Origin of the sequence: Algihabitans sp. (assembly GCF_965226985.1) — a bacterium.
In the GTDB taxonomy this organism is placed as follows: Bacteria; Pseudomonadota; Alphaproteobacteria; order Kiloniellales; family DSM-21159; genus Algihabitans.
In genome coordinates this window covers 709,195-723,736 of sequence record NZ_OZ245712.1, presented here as the reverse complement: position 1 = coordinate 723,736, position 14,542 = coordinate 709,195, and the positions used below count along the sequence as shown (strand labels likewise).

Below are 14,542 nucleotides of genomic sequence, written 5' to 3'. Positions count from 1 at the left end.
TGTTCCCTGCCGATCGGCGAACGAAGGAGAATTCATGAGTGCAGTGGTCGTCGGCGTCGACGTTGGCGGAACCTTCACCGATCTCATCCTGATGGAGCGTGGCGCCGACGGTGCCGCGCGTCTGGGCCTCGCCAAGGTACCGACCACCCTGGACAACCAGGCTTTCGGCGTGTTGGCCGCTCTTAGGGAAGCCGGAGCCGAGCTTTCCGCCGTCGCCGAGCTGGTGCACGGCACCACCACCACGACCAACGCCCTGCTGGAACGCAAGGTCGCGAAGGTCGGATTGATCACCACCGCCGGCTTTCGCGACGTGCTGGAGCTGGGCCGGCGCACCCGTCCGCAGCCCTACGGCATGTTCGGCAGCTTCGAGCCGCTGATCCCACGCGAGCTGCGGCTCGAAGTCCCGGAGCGGGTCGACGCGGACGGCGAGGTCCTGACGCCGCTCGACGAAGCGGCGGTGGAGACGGCCTGCCGGCGGTTGCTGAAGGCGGGCTGCGACGCGCTGGTCGTCCATTTTCTGCATTCCTACCGTCATCCCGCGCATGAGGTGCGCGCCGGCGAGATCGCACGGGAGCTTTGGCCGAATGCCTACGTCACGCTCGGCCATGCCATTCTCAGCGAGTTCCGCGAGTACGAGCGCGGCACCACGGCTGCCGTCAACGCAGCAGTGCAGCCGGTTCTGGATCGATATCTGGCCAAACTGACAGGCGAGCTGGAGGCGCAAGGCTACAGTCGCGACCTGCTGCTGATGCAGGGAAACGGCGGGACCGTAGCGGCCAAGATCGCGGCCGCCGAAGCGGTGAAGACGGTCATGTCCGGCCCGGCCTCAGGCGTCATGGCGGCCGCCTTCACGGGCCGTGCTTCCGGCCAGACGAACCTCATCACCTACGACATGGGCGGCACCTCGACCGATGTCGGCCTGATCCTCGACGGCATACCTGCGGTCTCCAGCGAACTGGAGCTGGAATACGCCCTGCCGATCCATGTGCCGATGGTCGACGTTCACACCATCGGGTCCGGCGGCGGCAGCCTCGCCTCCGTGGACGACGCCGGACTGCTGCAGGTCGGCCCGGAAAGCGCCGGCGCCACACCGGGACCGATCTGCTTCGGGCGCGGCGGGACCCGCCCCACCATCACCGACGCCAACCTACTGCTCGGGCGTCTCGATCCCGGCCGGCTGCTGTCGGTCGACAGCCCGATTTCTCTCGACGACGTTCGCGCCGCCTTCGCGCGGCACATCGGCGAGCGTCTCGGTCTGACCGCCGACGAGGCGGCGGCGGCCGTGCTGCGCATCGCCAACGACAAGATGGCCGGTGCGATCCGCATGGTGTCTCTCGCCCGGGGTCACGATCCGCGCGACTTCGCCCTCTTCGCCTTCGGCGGCGCCGGACCGCTACATGCCACCGCGCTGGCTCGCGAACTGGCGATCCCGACCGTCCTGATTCCCGCGCGGCCCGGAATCACGAACGCGCTGGGCTGCATCGTCGCCGACCTTCGGCACGACTACGTCCGCACCCTGAACGTGCCCCTGCCGCTGGCCGACATGTCCGAAGTACAAGCGGTCTACGCCGAGCAGACCGCCGAGGGTCTGGCGACCATCGCACGCGAGGGCGTCGCGGTGGAGGAGACGCGGTCGCTCCACTTCGCGGACATGCAGTTCCAGGGACAAACCCACCTTCTGACCATCGCCGTCGAGGATCCGCAGATCGGCCGCGAGGCCCTGCACGAGGCCTTCGCCAAGGCCTACTGGCAGCGCTTCGCCGTGGAACTGCCGGAGATCCGGCCGGTGCTGGTCAACCTGCACACGGCGGTCATCGGCAAACGTCCTGCCGTAGCTCTGGAGGCCCTGCTGCCGCCCGAGGCCCGTGCCAACCGTTTGGAAGATGCCCTGCTCGGCGAACGACCGGTCTGGTTCGCCCAAGGGGGCTGGCAAGACACTGCGGTCTATGCGCGCGACAAACTGCCCTTCGGCGGCACGCTAGCCGGCCCGGCCATCATACAACAGCTCGACACCACCCTGGTTCTGGAGCCGCAGGATTCCCTGGTTGTGGACACGCTTGGCAACCTGCTGGTCACGGCGGGAGGAGCGAAAGCCGCATGAAGCTGCTGGTCATGGTGGCCGGTCCCTACACAGCCGGCGGCGCAGACGAAGAGACGCGGCGCGAGAACTTGCATGCCATGAATCGCATTGCTCTGGCGGTGTTCGAGCGTGGGCATATTCCGATCATCGGCGTCAACAACGCCCTGCCACTGATCGAGGAAGCCGGAGCGGAGCGTTTCGACGCCGTGATGATGCCGATGTCCCTCGCCCTGGCCGACCGCTGCGATGCCGTGCTGAGAGTCGGCGGCCCCTCGAGCGGCGCCGATGCCGAGGTGGAACGCTTACGCGCGGCCGGCAAGCCAGTCTTCACCGATGTGAGCGAGCTGCCCGAAGTTCCCGAACTGCCCAGAACACGGCCGGAGCCCAAGCCATGACCTCTCTCGATCCCGTCACGCTCACGGTGATCCAAAACGGCCTACAGCAGGTCTGTAACGAGATGGACCTGGCCTTCAGCCGGGCCGCCTTCTCGCCGGTGATCGCCGAAGCCAACGACCGCTCCGACGGCATCTACCAAGCCGAAACGGGAGAGTTGATCGCCCAGGGCGACCTGGGTCTGCCGGTCTTCGTCGGCACCATGCAGTATTCGACCATGGCGGTCCTGGACAAGATCGCGGCAAGGGAGACGGCACCGCCAGAGGACGGCGACATCTACATCGTCAACGATCCCTACCTGGGCGGCACGCACCTGATGGACGTGCGCTTCGTGGCGCCCTTCTTTCACAACGGCAAGCTCTTCGCCTGGCTCGCCAACACCGGTCACTGGCCGGACATCGGCGGCGCCGTGCCGGGCGGCTTCTCGGCCAATGCGACGGAGGTCGAACAGGAGGGGCTGCGCCTGCCGCCGGTCAAGCTCTTCAAGCGCGGCGAGCTGGACAGGGAGATCTACGCGATCATCACCTCCAACATCCGTATCGCCGACCAGCGCATCGGCGACATCAAGGCCCAGGCGGCTGCCCTGACGGTGGGTAAGCGACGCCTGACGACCTTGATCGAGCGCTACGGCGCCGCGACCGTCGAGCAGGCCATCGCCGAGCTGAAGAGCCGCGCCGAGCAACAGATGCGCGCTAAGATCGCAACCCTTCCCGACGGCGTCTACGAGGGCGAAGCGGTGGTCGATTCCGACGGCGTCGTCGATGAAGCTCTCTATATTCGCCTGAAGGTCACCAAGCAGGAGAGCGAACTGCGGTTCGATCTCTCCCAATCCTCGCCGCCCTGCAAGGGACCGATGAACTCGGTCATCGCCACCACGCGTTCCTCCGTATATTTGGCGATGAAGCACATCTTCCCGGAAGTGCCGATCAATGCCGGGACCTTCGTGCCGCTGAAGATCGACGACCCGGACGGTACCTTCCTCTACGCGCACTATCCGCGCCCGGTCTCCGGTTGCGCCGCCGAAGTCTCGCAACGCATCGCCGAGGCGGTTTTCGCCGCGCTGGTGCAGGCAATTCCGGAGCGGGTCACGGCGGCGCCCGCCGGCTCCTCCGGGAACTTCGCGCTCGGCGGCTGGGATCCGGCTCGCGAGCGCGCCTACGTGATGTACCAGATCTCCGGCGGCGGCTACGGCGGCGCGGCCGAGCTGGATGGACTGACCAACGGTTGCTCCACCATCGGCATCTCCAAGACCCCACCCATCGAGGTGGTGGAACAGCTCTTCCCGGTTCTGTTCGAGACCTACGCCCTGCGTGAGGGCTCCGGCGGGGCCGGCGCGCGACGCGGAGGGTTCGGCGTCGACTACAGCGTGAAGATCCGGCGCGGCGAAGCCCGAGCCAGCTTCGTCATGGACCACGGCCGGGTCGGCCCCCAGGGCGTGCGCGGCGGCGGCGACGGCGCGCCCAACCGCGTCACCGTCTGGCGCGACGGCAAAGCCTACGAACCGCCGCACCTCTCGAAAGACCAGGACATCGCGGTCAAGGCCGGAGACCGAGTCGAGGTGTCGACGCCCGGTGGCGGCGGCTACGGCGACCCCTTCATCCGAGATGCCGAGCTCGTCGCCCGCGACGTGCGGCGCGGTTACTACACGGCAGCGCAGGCGCTCAAGCTGTTCGGTGTTGCGTTGACGCAGAGTGGCGAAATCGATCTACGCGCCACCCAGCGCGCCAGACAAACCGGGGCAGAGTAGGAACAACGTTTCGTAGCAAGAACGCTTCGACAGGCGGGAAAGCCTGCAGCGACTACCGGCCACGTCGCGCGTAGCCGAGAAGCCAGGATCGGAAAAGACGCAGGGCCGGCCGCGTCCGATACTCGCGCGGGTAGACCAGGGCGTAGACGTGTGGGATCGGCAACGAGAGGTCGAGCGGTGCAACCAAACGACCGGCCTTCAAGTCGTCGGCGATCAGCGTGCTTAAGCCGAGCGCAAGCCCCTGCCCGAGACGTGCAGCTTCGATCCCCATGTGACACGCGCCGAACCGCGCACCGGTCAACGCGCTGAGTTGGCTGGCGCCCGCTGCCTTCAGCCAGTCCTGCCATCCCGGCAAGGGCGGGAGCAGGTTGGCGTCGTCCGTATGAATCAGTTGAACGTCGTCAAGCGCTTCCCGGCTGTCGAAGGGGCCGAATCGTTCGTGAAAGTCAGGGCTGCAGACGGGAATGAGCCGGTTCTCGAACAGACGATCCGAGGCAATCGGGGCTTGGCTTTGACAACCGAAAACGATAGCCGCGTCGCTCGCCAGCTGCTCGAAGTCGGGCGCCTGAGAAGACGGATCGATACGCAACTCGATGGTCGGATGTCGGGCGGTGAACTCCGGTAAGCGTGCGAGCAGCCATTCGGATGCAAAGGACGGCGCCGCAGCGACCCGCAGCTGAGTGCTTGAACGCTGACGCAGCTTAGCAACCGATACCTTCAAACAATCGAAGCTCTCCGACACATCTTTGGCGGCTCGTTCGCCTTCGCAGGTCAGAGCAACGGAACGACGGCCGCGCCGAAAGAGCGTGACCCCGATCTCGCCCTCCAGATTACGGATCCGGTGACTGATCGCCGTGGGCGTCAGGCCAAGCTCGTCGGCGGCTCTAGCAAAGCTCAAATGGCGGGCTACCGCTTCGAAAGCCTGTAGCCCTGCCAAGGAAGGAAGCCGATCAGACTGTCTTTCTGACATGAATTCTTCTCATCTTTAAGCCGCCTATTTCAGCAGTCTCGCTATTTTACATGAGGTAATCACAGGCCTGAACGAGAAACGAGGCTGGCGTCGCTCCGAACGGCTCCGCCCCGCAACGAAAGGCCTTCGAAATGGCAGTTCACCCCGCCGAACTCCCTTCCCGGCGGCTGCGCTCCGGCCTGATCCTTTTCAGTGTCTGTGTTGCCGCAGTCTCGCTGACCATCGACCTGACAATCATCGGCATAGCACTCGATCCCATAGGTCACTCGCTGGACGCCAGCTTTGCCGGACTGCAGTTTCTGATCGGCGCCTACAACGTTCCTTTCGCGGCGCTCCTGCTGGTCTCCGGCGTAGTCGCAGACCGCTACGGTCGACTGCGCGTGTTTATCGTCGGCAATTCACTCTTCGCGTTCTTTGCCCTGCTGTGCGGTCTGTCGAACAGCATGGACGCCTTGAACGTTTGGCGCGCCCTGCAAGGGTTGGGCGCGGCACTGGTGATGCCAGCCTGCTCGGCACTCATCGCTCACAGCTTCCGCGGTCGCGCTCGGGCACTGGCCTTCGGGTGCTTTGGGGCCTCTTTCGGGCTGGGGACGGCCATCGGCCCCCTCGTTGGCGGCGTGCTGATCGAATGGCTCGATTGGCGTTGGGTCTTCTTCATCAACGTGCCCATCGCCGCCTTTATCCTGTTGGCGACGATCACTGCGGAAGAGTCCCGCAATCCACAGTCGAAGCCTGTCGACTGGCTGGGACTGGGGCTGTTTTCGCTCGGTCTTTGCGGCTTGATCTGCGGGCTTATCGCGGCTCCGGACTGGGGCTGGACAGCACCTTCGACCCTGTTGCTTGTGGGGGTCGCCGTGAGTCTGATCGCACTCTTTCTATTCGTGGAGGCCCGGAAAACAGTACCCTCCTTCGACGTACGTCTGTTCCGCAATCCGACCTTTCTGGCGGCACAAATGGTATTACCGGCGGGCGTCTCTTTTGCATTTATCACCCTTCTGTTCTATCTGCCTTTCTACCTGCAAGGTGTCGGCGGACTCAGTCCTTTGGCGTCTGGTTTGGCACTACTCCCGCTGACGCTGCCCTCATTCTTCGTTCCGTTTCTCGCCGGTTGGCTCGCACAGCGGTTTACGTTCCGGTCGATTGCCGCGACCGGACTGACGATCCTCGGACTCGGCACCATTCTGCAAAGCGCCATACAAACAGCCGAGGTGAGTCCCCTCGTCTGGCTGGGTATGCTACTTGCTGGCAGTGGCGTCGGTATCGTTCACGCAATCAACGACAATCTCGCCGTCAGTGTCGTTTCTCCGCACAATAGCGGTGTTGCTGCGGGTATGCTCAATACCTTGCGTCTGTCGAGCGAAACCATCGCGATCATCGCCACAGGCGCACTGATGACGACGCTGACTCTCAGCGATCTAAAAACGAAGATGCCAGGCGTTTCGGAGGAAATGGCGCGGCTCGTCGCGCGAGCGGATATTGCCGGCGCGGCAGAGTTGGTACCGAGCAGCGAGGCGACCGAGTTTGTCCTCCTCGCCACAAACGCTTCAGCGGAGTCGCTACGACTGGTCCTGCTGCTGCTAGGCCTGACAGGTATAGCTGCAGCGCTGCTGGCCGCCTTTCTGATCCGCCAGCACGACGTGCTGGACCAGTGAGGACACGACGACAGCAAGACAGGAGATCGACGATGACTGGTGTGACCCGACCCGAGGATCTGAGTCCGACGCTCGCAGATGCCTTTAATACAAGGGACTTGAATACCATGACCGGGCTCTACGAGCCACATGCCGTACTGCTAGACGAGGCAGGAAAAAGGCATGACGGCGTCGCGGCCATCCGTTCTGCCTTGGCCGAACTCCTGACCGCAGGCGGTAGAATGACATCCGCGCCACGCTTTGCCATCGTCGCCGGAGACACTGCAGTCTCAAGCGCTGCCTGGCAATTAGAGACGGTGACCGCAAGTGGAGAGCCCATGCATCTTACTGGATGCAGTCTTGAGATTCTGAGACGTCAGCCTGATGGACGGTGGCGCTATGCAATAGACTGTCCGACGGGACAGATCACGGCAACCGCTCGCTCAACGCCGAGCCGAAGCGAAGCATGAGTACGCCTGCAACTCAGAATATCGCGCCCCGCGCCGTGACCGGCCAGACGGCTTCGACGGTGCCGCCGCGATGGCAGACATACCAGTCGTGCAGGTTCACCGTCGGATCGATGTGACCGGGGATCAAATGCAGGCGGTCGCCGACCGAAACCGCTAAACCAGACGGCAGCGCAATATTTCCATGCTCATCCGAGGCGCCGATCAGCGCGACGGACGGGTGGCTCGCGAGACGAGGCAGGCCGGAATCGATGGCACAGGCCTTGTGGCCAGCATCGCAGACGGCAAAACCGGGTTCCGGCGCGCTCATGATCGTAGTGAGCACGGTGAGACTCTGCTCGTAGCTGGGCGGCGTCCCGTTGGCGGCGTAGTCGGCATCCATGAAGCAGTAGGAGCCGGGCTGCAGCTCGGTCCAGAGACCCTCGGCCATCTCCAATGCGTAGGTCCCCGTGCCGGCGCCGCCGACCGTGTCGCAACTGAGACCCGCCGCCGAAAGTGCGTTGGTCGCGCGCCGTACGGTCTCGGCGGCAACGGAGATCGCTGCTCGGCGCTGCTCGAGCGTTCGGAGGTGCTGCGCCGTTCCGTTGTAGGCCTGTAGTCCGGCGAAACGGAGAGAGGGCGCGGCGGCGATCTGCTGCGCAAGCGGCACGACGGCCTCAGGGTCGCGCAGTCCGCAGCGGCCGGCTCCGACATCAATCTCGATCAAGACGTCGATCTCCGCGCCGACCGCCGCCGCCGCCTGTGCGATTTTCGCCGCGTTGCCGGCGTCGTCGACGCAAACTCCCAGTCTCACGCGCCGTGCAAGCTGCGCCAGACGTTCCAGCTTACGGCTGCCCGCCACCTGGTTGCTGACCAGCAGATCCGTAACGCCGCCGTCGGCAAGCGCCTCTGCCTCCGAGACCTTCTGGCAGCAGAGACCAACGGCACCCCGCGCGATCTGTGCCTTGGCGACATCGGCCGACTTATGAGTCTTGGCGTGCGGACGGAGGCGCAGACCGCGCGCCGTAGTCTCGGCGGTCATGCGATCCAAGTTGCGCTCGAAGGCGTCGAGATCGACCAGCAGAGCCGGCGTATCGACCTGATCTAGCGGATCGCCTGGAGTGGCGGGCGGTGGCTGCATGACCTCTTTCGCGATCCTAGCTGGAGAGATGAACGACGATACGCTTCAGGATCTCGGTTGGCTGGCGATGACGTGCGAGGGACGCCCGCGCGGCGGCCGCTTCGGCGACCGTGAGACGCGTACCTTCGCAATAGTCGATCAGATCGGCCAGATAGCGATGGGAAAATTCCGGATGGAACTGGTACGTCAGGATCGGCGCTTCGTAGGCGAAGCCGCCGTTGGGACAGAAGGCATTGCCCGCCAGCCGGCGCGCACCCTCCGGCGATCTTACCACCTGGTCCTGATGGAACACCGGCACCTCCTCGCTGGGCGCGTGGTGCTCCTCCAAGGTGTAGGTCTGCACACCGGCTCCCCAGCCGACCTCCGCCTTACGAACCTCCCCGCCCAGCGCGGCGGCGACGATCTGGTGACCGAAGCAAATGCCGACCTGCGGACGGTCGCGCGCCGCCATCGCCCGGATCTCCTCCATCAAAGGACGCATCCAGGGCAGGTCGTCGTAGACGCCGTAGCGCGAGCCTGTGAACAGCAGGCCGTCGAAATCGCGTAGCTCCTCCACCTCATCGCCGGCGATCGGTGACACGGTCTCGAAGGAAAGAGCGGTACCGGCCAGCGGCTGCAACAGGTCCGCGAAGATCTTAGGGTAACTGCCGTGAGTCGTGACCAAAGGCTCGGGCACTGGGCCGCACTCGACGATGGCGATGCGCTTCATCGGTCTGACGTCCTCAGCCTCTCTCGAACCCGCGCTTCAGCTCCCAATCTGTGATCCGGCGGTCGTACTCGAACTGCTCCCATCGTGCCGTCACCAGGTAGTGCTCCACCACGGCGTCGCCGAAGGCCCGACGCAGCAACTCGGAGCGGTCCAGAGCCTCGGTCGCGGCCCGCAGCGTCTTCGGCACGTCGCGTAACTCCGCGCCTTGATAGGCGTCGCCAGCGAAAGGCGGCGGCAGCTCAAGGCCGCCTTCCATACCCTCCATCCCGGCCGCCAAAAGGGCGGCAAAGGCGAGGTAGGGGTTCAGGTCGGCGCCACCGATCCGGCACTCGATCCGCACGTTCTTGGTTCCGTCACCGACCAACCGGAAGCCTGCCGTACGGTTATCAAGGCTCCAGATGGCCTTGGTCGGCGCGAAGGTGCCGACCTGAAAGCGCTTGTAGGAGTTGATGAAAGGCGCCAGGAAGTAGGTGATCTCCTCGGCATGCGTCAGCTGCCCGGCGACGAAGGCCCGCATCAGCGGCGACATGCTCTGCGGCGCATCCGCATCGTAGAACAGGGGCGTCGAGCCGGCCCCGTCCCAAACGCTGGTGTGGATATGGCAGGAGTTGCCGGCCTGCTCGTAATTCCACTTCGCCATGAAGGTCACGGACTTACCGGCCAGGTGGGCGATCTCCTTGATGCCGTTCTTCAGGATCACGTGACGGTCGGCCATCTCCAGCGCGTCGGCATAACGCACATTGACTTCGGCCTGGCCGGGGCCCCACTCGCCCTTGGTGTTCTCGACCGGGATGCCGGCGCCCTGCAGGCCGTTGCGGATCGCCCGCATGACCGGCTCTTCCTTGGTCGTCTGAAAGATGTGGTAGTCCTCGATATAGCTGCCCGCAGCCGAAAGGTCGTGAAACCGCTTGGCGTCGGCCGAGGCGTAGCTTTCGTCGAAGAGATAGAACTCCAGTTCGCTGGCGCAGTAGGCCCGCCGATCCTGGGCCGTCAGACGTTCGATCTGGCGTTTCAGGATGCTGCGCGGCGCGTGCGGCACGGGCTCGCCGTGGTGGTCGGTGACGTCGCAGAGAACCAGCGCCGTGCCCTCCAGCCAGGGTAGCCGGCGCAAGGTCTTCATGTCGGGCTTCAGAACGAAATCGCCATAGCCCTTCTCCCAGTTGGTCGCGGCGTAGCCCGGTACCGGCTCCATATCGATGTCGTTGGCCAGCAGGTAGTCACAGGCATGAGTTTCCTCATAGGCCTGCTCGACGAAGTAGACCGCGTGGAAGCGCTTTCCGACCAATCGGCCGAACTGATCCGGCATGGCCATGACGACCGTATCAATCTCCCCTGCATCGACGGCAGTCTGCAGCGCTTCGAAAGTCATCATGCCCGACATCCCCCTTGTCATTCCTTTCGTATCCAGAGTGGTGCAGAGTAAAGCATAGCTGCCCGTCCCTGCGGCAAGTCCTGGAAAATGCATAACAGTACTCGGTCGAAAGAGGGGGGCTGCGAAGAGAAGAGGCAAACGGAGCTTGATATGACCGACGACTGGCGCGAGATCGAGATTCCGGGGCGCGAACGCGACCTCGGCGACGGCTTCATGGTGCGTCGCGTCTTGCCCTTCGCCAAGCGGCGGTTGGTTGGCCCCTTCGTCTTCTTCGACGAGATGGGACCGGCGAACTTTGCGCCCGGTCAGGGGCTGGACGTGCGGCCGCACCCCCACATCGGATTGGCGACGGTTACCTACCTGTTCGAGGGTGAGATCCTTCATCGCGACAGTCTTGGGTCGGTGCAGACCATCCAACCGGGGGCCGTCAACTGGATGACGGCAGGACGCGGCATCGCCCATTCCGAACGGACCCCCGATGACGCGCGGCGAAACGGACAGCGGCTGCACGGTATACAGACCTGGATCGCCTTACCGCGCGCGCAGGAAAAACACGAGCCGGCTTTCATTCATCATCCGGCCGACCGCCTCCCTCAAGCCTCGCAGGACGGGGTCGTCCTGCGGGTCATCGCCGGAGAGGCCTTCGGCCTGGTCTCGCCCGTCGCCGTCTTCTCGCCGACGCTCTACGTCGCGATCGAGATGGCCGCTGGAGCGACGCTGGAGGTCCCACCTGAGTACAAGGAACGCGGGGTTTATCCCGTCTCGGGCGAACTGGAGATCAACGATACCCCTTGCCCCGTCGGCCACCTTCAGGTCCTCACCCCCGGCAGCAGGGTTACGCTGAGGGCAGCGGGCGCCACGCAAGCGTTGTTGCTCGGCGGAGACTCTCTGGAGGGCCAACGCCACATATGGTGGAACTTCGTGGCCAGCGAACCCGAGATGATCGAGCAGGCAAAGGCCGACTGGCGAAATCAACATTTCGATCCGGTCCCAGGTGAAACCGAGTTCATCCCCCTGCCCGAGTAAGCATCGAAACCGCTTGAAGCAGTGCATCACCACGCTAGTCTCAGTTGTTAAGATAAATGCATGCGGCCTTCGTCAATCGGCTGGAAGACCGGAGAAAGCGCTGCGGCTCCGACAACTGTCGGAGAGTTCTTGGCAGATACTGCGTCTTGGTAGAGGCTAGTGATGTCGGTCGAGCCGGCCGCGCGGCATGGCGTTTCGAAGATGATCCTCTCGACTTCCGAGCTCCGGCTTGAATACTTCAGGCGCCCGGTCTGGGTCTTCGATTTCGAAACTTGGCGAATCGTCGAAGCCAACAGTGCGGCCGCCGATCTCTGGGGCCGCTCCGATCGAGACGAACTGCTGGCAGCCGATTTCTCGGATATATCGCCGGCGACCCAAAGGCGCCTGGACGGCTATCGACGACGCCTGGGCGCGGGCGAAGAGCTGACTGAGGAGGAGTGGACCTTCTATCCAGCTTCCGGACCGGTCAGGGCCCGCTGTCTGATCTCCCCCGTCAAGCTGGGGGACGGCCGGCTTGCAATGCTGGTCGAGGCTGTCCGTATCGACTCAGCTCCCTTCGAGGGCGTTTCAAGGTCGCTGGAGGCCTTCCGACATGCCGGAGCCGCCGTCGCGATGTTCGGCGGCGATGGAGACCTGATCGCGGCAAATCCCGCGGCCGAAGCTCTCTTGACGATCCGAGAGGATGGCAGTCTTTCACTGCAGGAACTCTTTGCCGAGAGCTCGGCGGGAACGCGCGCTATGGCTTGGGTGGCCGGAGGCGCCATCTTCGACGATGAAGTGCTGCTGCGCTCTAGGCTCGGCGAACGCTGGTTCGCCCTCAGGCTGCGTCCGGCGCACGATCCCGTCACGGGCGAGCGCGCCTTTGTCGTCTCCGCAACCGACGTGCATCGACGGCGCGTCGCCGAGCGGCGTCTCGGCGAGAGCGAGCGAGCGCGACAGGAAAGCGAGCAGCATGCGCGCGAACTGGCGCTCGCACAACGACGAGCGAGCGAGGCCGAGTGGATCCTGCGCGAGGCCATCGACAGTCTGGACGAGGGATTCCTGCTGGTCGACAAGGAAGACCGAATCGTCCTGGCCAATCGTCGCTACGGCGAACTCTATCCGCCGGTCGCTCACCTGCTGCAGTCCGGCGTCCCTTTTCGAGATCTGGCGCGCGCTTTCGCCGAGCAGGAAGGTGCCCAGTTCGACGAAAGTATCGACAAGTGGGTGGACTGGCGCGTGCGGCAGGTCCGGGAGCGTGAGATCCATACCTGGGAACAGCCCCTGAAGGACGGCCGTGTCTTCCTGGTGAGCGAGCAGCAGACAGCCAGCGGCAATCTCGTCAGCGTTCGAACCGACATCACCTATCTCAAGGAAGTCGAAGCGCAGTTGAACGAACGGGCCACGGCCATCGAAGCGGCCAACGACGGGATCGCCATTACCGATCGGGACGGCAACTTCGTCTATATGAACGCGGCCCACGCCCGCACTTTCGACGGCGAGCCGAGAGACTTCGTCGGCAAACCCTGGCAGGTCCACTTCGAACCACAGCAGATCGCATTTCTCACCGAGCAAGTCCTCCCCAAGGTGGAAGCAGAGGGAAGCTGGCGCGGTGAAGCCATGGCCCGGACCTTGAACGGTGCGACAGCCTTTCTCGAAATCTCCTTGAGCCGCTTGGCCACCGGCGGTCTGCTCGGTGTTACGCGAGACATCAGCGAACGCAAGGCGGCGGAAGCGGAACGAACGCGTCTGCAGCAGCAGCTCTTTCAGTCGCAGAAGATGGAGTCGCTCGGCCGGCTGGCTGGCGGCATCGCGCATGACTTCAACAACATTCTGGCATCGATGCTGGGCTATGCCGGGTTTCTGGTCGAGGACCTGCCCGACGGTAGCGAACAGCGTCGCTTTGCCGAAGCGGTTGTCGACGCCGGCAAGCGGGCTCAGGATCTGATCGGCCAGATTCTCGCCTTCGGACGGGCCGGAGAGCGCACCAGCAAGACGGTACCCCTGCATAGCGCGATACGTGAGACCGAACAGCTCCTACGCTCGACTTTGCCTCCCGCGATCGAGCTTACCGTCGATCTGGGACAGACGAAGCGAGCGAACGTTCAGGGCGATCGCTCCCAGATAATACAGGTTTTGATGAACCTGGCAGTGAATGCACGCGACGCGGTCGGGGACGACCAGGGAAAGATCATACTGACGCTCGGACGCGGCCGACCGGCCTGGCCGAGCTTCCCGGATACGGTCGCCGCGCAAGATCAGCTTCTAGAAAGAGCCCCGGACGGGACGGCGCGTCTTTGGCTCGGGCGTCTCCCGATCGGACAGGATCTTTTTGAGATTCGCGTCGAAGACAGCGGTTGTGGCATCCCCCCAAAGGTGATGCAGACAATGTTCGAGCCCTTCTATACGACGAAGAAGCGCGGGCGCGGGACCGGTCTGGGTCTCGCGGCCGTACATGGCCTTGTTGCCAGCCATGGCGGGGCCATCGCCGTCGAAAGCCGGCTTGGAGAGGGTACGGTATTCCGCATCTTCTTGCCTGCCGCGACCCGAACCGCAGCGCCCCAGCCTGTCGTCAAACAGTCCGGACGCTCCGAACGGCGGTCTATTCTGGTTGTCGACGACGAAGAAGGCGTGCGCGCGATGCTGGCGACGGCACTGGTGCGCCGTGGCTTCGAAGCGATCACAGCCGAAAGCGGCCGGACTGCATTGGAGTTGCTGGAACTTCATCAGATCGACGCAGTGATCAGCGATCAGACAATGCCGAGAATGACGGGCGTCGAGTTGATGGCGCGCCTTCACGAGCGTCGGCCGGATCTCCCGGTTGTTCTTTGCACGGGCTACAGCGAAGTTCTCGATGCTGAAGGCGCGCGCGCAGCCGGCGCTTCGGCATTTCTGCGTAAGCCCATCGCTCCCGACGCACTGATCGAAATCCTCGATCGATTGCTCAACAAGCGTGCCGCCGAGGCGCATCAGGATCCGGCCCGAGCGACACAGAGAAGAGGCCGCTCGTCGACAAGTCAGGCCCTAGACAAACAGAGAAACTGACGA

The 14,542-nt window shown here is 64.1% G+C and carries 11 protein-coding genes; 7 read left to right on the top strand and 4 right to left on the bottom strand.

Annotation, left to right across the window (positions count from 1 at the left end):
* Positions 1–34: 34 nt before the first annotated feature.
* Genes ACO054_RS03125 through ACO054_RS03115 form a run of 3 tightly spaced genes read left to right on the top strand, consistent with a single transcriptional unit; the run spans position 35 to position 4,220 of the window.
* Positions 35–2,101: a hydantoinase/oxoprolinase family protein gene (locus ACO054_RS03125; protein ID WP_421708988.1), complete on the top strand. Its 2,067-nt coding sequence runs from the start codon at positions 35–37 to the stop codon at positions 2,099–2,101.
* Positions 2,098–2,475, top strand: a complete 378-nt coding sequence (locus ACO054_RS03120; RefSeq protein WP_421708987.1) for a hypothetical protein — start codon at positions 2,098–2,100, stop codon at positions 2,473–2,475. The genes ACO054_RS03125 and ACO054_RS03120 overlap by 4 nt, the downstream gene beginning before the upstream one ends.
* Positions 2,472–4,220, top strand: a complete 1,749-nt coding sequence (locus tag ACO054_RS03115; protein ID WP_421708986.1) for a hydantoinase B/oxoprolinase family protein — start codon at positions 2,472–2,474, stop codon at positions 4,218–4,220. Before ACO054_RS03120 ends, ACO054_RS03115 begins: the two co-directional genes overlap by 4 nt.
* Before the next feature lie 52 nt (positions 4,221–4,272).
* Here the strand turns inward: ACO054_RS03115 and ACO054_RS03110 are convergent, their stop codons facing one another.
* The gene (locus tag ACO054_RS03110) at positions 4,273–5,190 is read right to left on the bottom strand and encodes a LysR substrate-binding domain-containing protein (protein ID WP_421708985.1); all 918 of its coding nucleotides are present in this window, start codon (positions 5,188–5,190) and stop codon (positions 4,273–4,275) included.
* A 131-nt stretch (positions 5,191–5,321) separates the two neighbouring features.
* Between ACO054_RS03110 and ACO054_RS03105 the strand changes: the two genes are divergently transcribed.
* Together ACO054_RS03105 and ACO054_RS03100 are read left to right on the top strand one after the other, a co-directional pair.
* Positions 5,322–6,842, top strand: coding sequence for an MFS transporter (locus tag ACO054_RS03105; RefSeq protein WP_421708984.1), 1,521 nt, complete (start codon positions 5,322–5,324; stop codon positions 6,840–6,842).
* Between the two features lie 32 nt (positions 6,843–6,874).
* Positions 6,875–7,291: a YybH family protein gene (locus ACO054_RS03100; protein WP_421708983.1), complete on the top strand. Its 417-nt coding sequence runs from the start codon at positions 6,875–6,877 to the stop codon at positions 7,289–7,291.
* A gap of 13 nt (positions 7,292–7,304) precedes the next feature.
* On the opposite strand, the gene ACO054_RS03095 is transcribed toward ACO054_RS03100, so the two are convergent.
* Genes ACO054_RS03095 through ACO054_RS03085 form a run of 3 tightly spaced genes read right to left on the bottom strand, consistent with a single transcriptional unit; the run spans position 7,305 to position 10,489 of the window.
* Complete coding sequence (locus tag ACO054_RS03095; RefSeq protein WP_421708982.1) at positions 7,305–8,408, bottom strand: DSD1 family PLP-dependent enzyme; 1,104 nt, start codon at positions 8,406–8,408, stop codon at positions 7,305–7,307.
* A gap of 16 nt (positions 8,409–8,424) precedes the next feature.
* Complete coding sequence (locus tag ACO054_RS03090; RefSeq protein WP_421708981.1) at positions 8,425–9,117, bottom strand: type 1 glutamine amidotransferase; 693 nt, start codon at positions 9,115–9,117, stop codon at positions 8,425–8,427.
* A gap of 13 nt (positions 9,118–9,130) precedes the next feature.
* Positions 9,131–10,489: a glutamine synthetase family protein gene (locus ACO054_RS03085; protein ID WP_421708980.1), complete on the bottom strand. Its 1,359-nt coding sequence runs from the start codon at positions 10,487–10,489 to the stop codon at positions 9,131–9,133.
* 150 nt (positions 10,490–10,639) lie between these two features.
* Between ACO054_RS03085 and ACO054_RS03080 the strand changes: the two genes are divergently transcribed.
* Positions 10,640–11,515 carry a pirin family protein gene (locus ACO054_RS03080; protein WP_421708979.1) on the top strand — a complete coding sequence of 292 codons (876 nt, stop codon included), beginning with the start codon at positions 10,640–10,642 and terminating at the stop codon, positions 11,513–11,515.
* A gap of 162 nt (positions 11,516–11,677) precedes the next feature.
* Positions 11,678–14,539: a response regulator gene (locus tag ACO054_RS03075; protein WP_421708978.1), complete on the top strand. Its 2,862-nt coding sequence runs from the start codon at positions 11,678–11,680 to the stop codon at positions 14,537–14,539.
* Positions 14,540–14,542: the final 3 nt, after the last annotated feature.

Excerpts from the sequence above, each read along its gene's own strand:
- ACO054_RS03125 (WP_421708988.1), top strand. The coding sequence starts at position 35 with ATGAGTGCAGTGGTCGTCGGCGTCGACGTTGGCGGAACCTTCACCGAT.
- ACO054_RS03120 (WP_421708987.1), top strand. The coding sequence starts at position 2,098 with ATGAAGCTGCTGGTCATGGTGGCCGGTCCCTACACAGCCGGCGGCGCA.
- ACO054_RS03115 (WP_421708986.1), top strand. The coding sequence starts at position 2,472 with ATGACCTCTCTCGATCCCGTCACGCTCACGGTGATCCAAAACGGCCTA.
- ACO054_RS03110 (WP_421708985.1), bottom strand. The coding sequence starts at position 5,190 with ATGTCAGAAAGACAGTCTGATCGGCTTCCTTCCTTGGCAGGGCTACAG.
- ACO054_RS03105 (WP_421708984.1), top strand. The coding sequence starts at position 5,322 with ATGGCAGTTCACCCCGCCGAACTCCCTTCCCGGCGGCTGCGCTCCGGC.
- ACO054_RS03100 (WP_421708983.1), top strand. The coding sequence starts at position 6,875 with ATGACTGGTGTGACCCGACCCGAGGATCTGAGTCCGACGCTCGCAGAT.
- ACO054_RS03095 (WP_421708982.1), bottom strand. The coding sequence starts at position 8,408 with ATGCAGCCACCGCCCGCCACTCCAGGCGATCCGCTAGATCAGGTCGAT.
- ACO054_RS03090 (WP_421708981.1), bottom strand. The coding sequence starts at position 9,117 with ATGAAGCGCATCGCCATCGTCGAGTGCGGCCCAGTGCCCGAGCCTTTG.
- ACO054_RS03085 (WP_421708980.1), bottom strand. The coding sequence starts at position 10,489 with ATGATGACTTTCGAAGCGCTGCAGACTGCCGTCGATGCAGGGGAGATT.
- ACO054_RS03080 (WP_421708979.1), top strand. The coding sequence starts at position 10,640 with ATGACCGACGACTGGCGCGAGATCGAGATTCCGGGGCGCGAACGCGAC.
- ACO054_RS03075 (WP_421708978.1), top strand. The coding sequence starts at position 11,678 with ATGTCGGTCGAGCCGGCCGCGCGGCATGGCGTTTCGAAGATGATCCTC.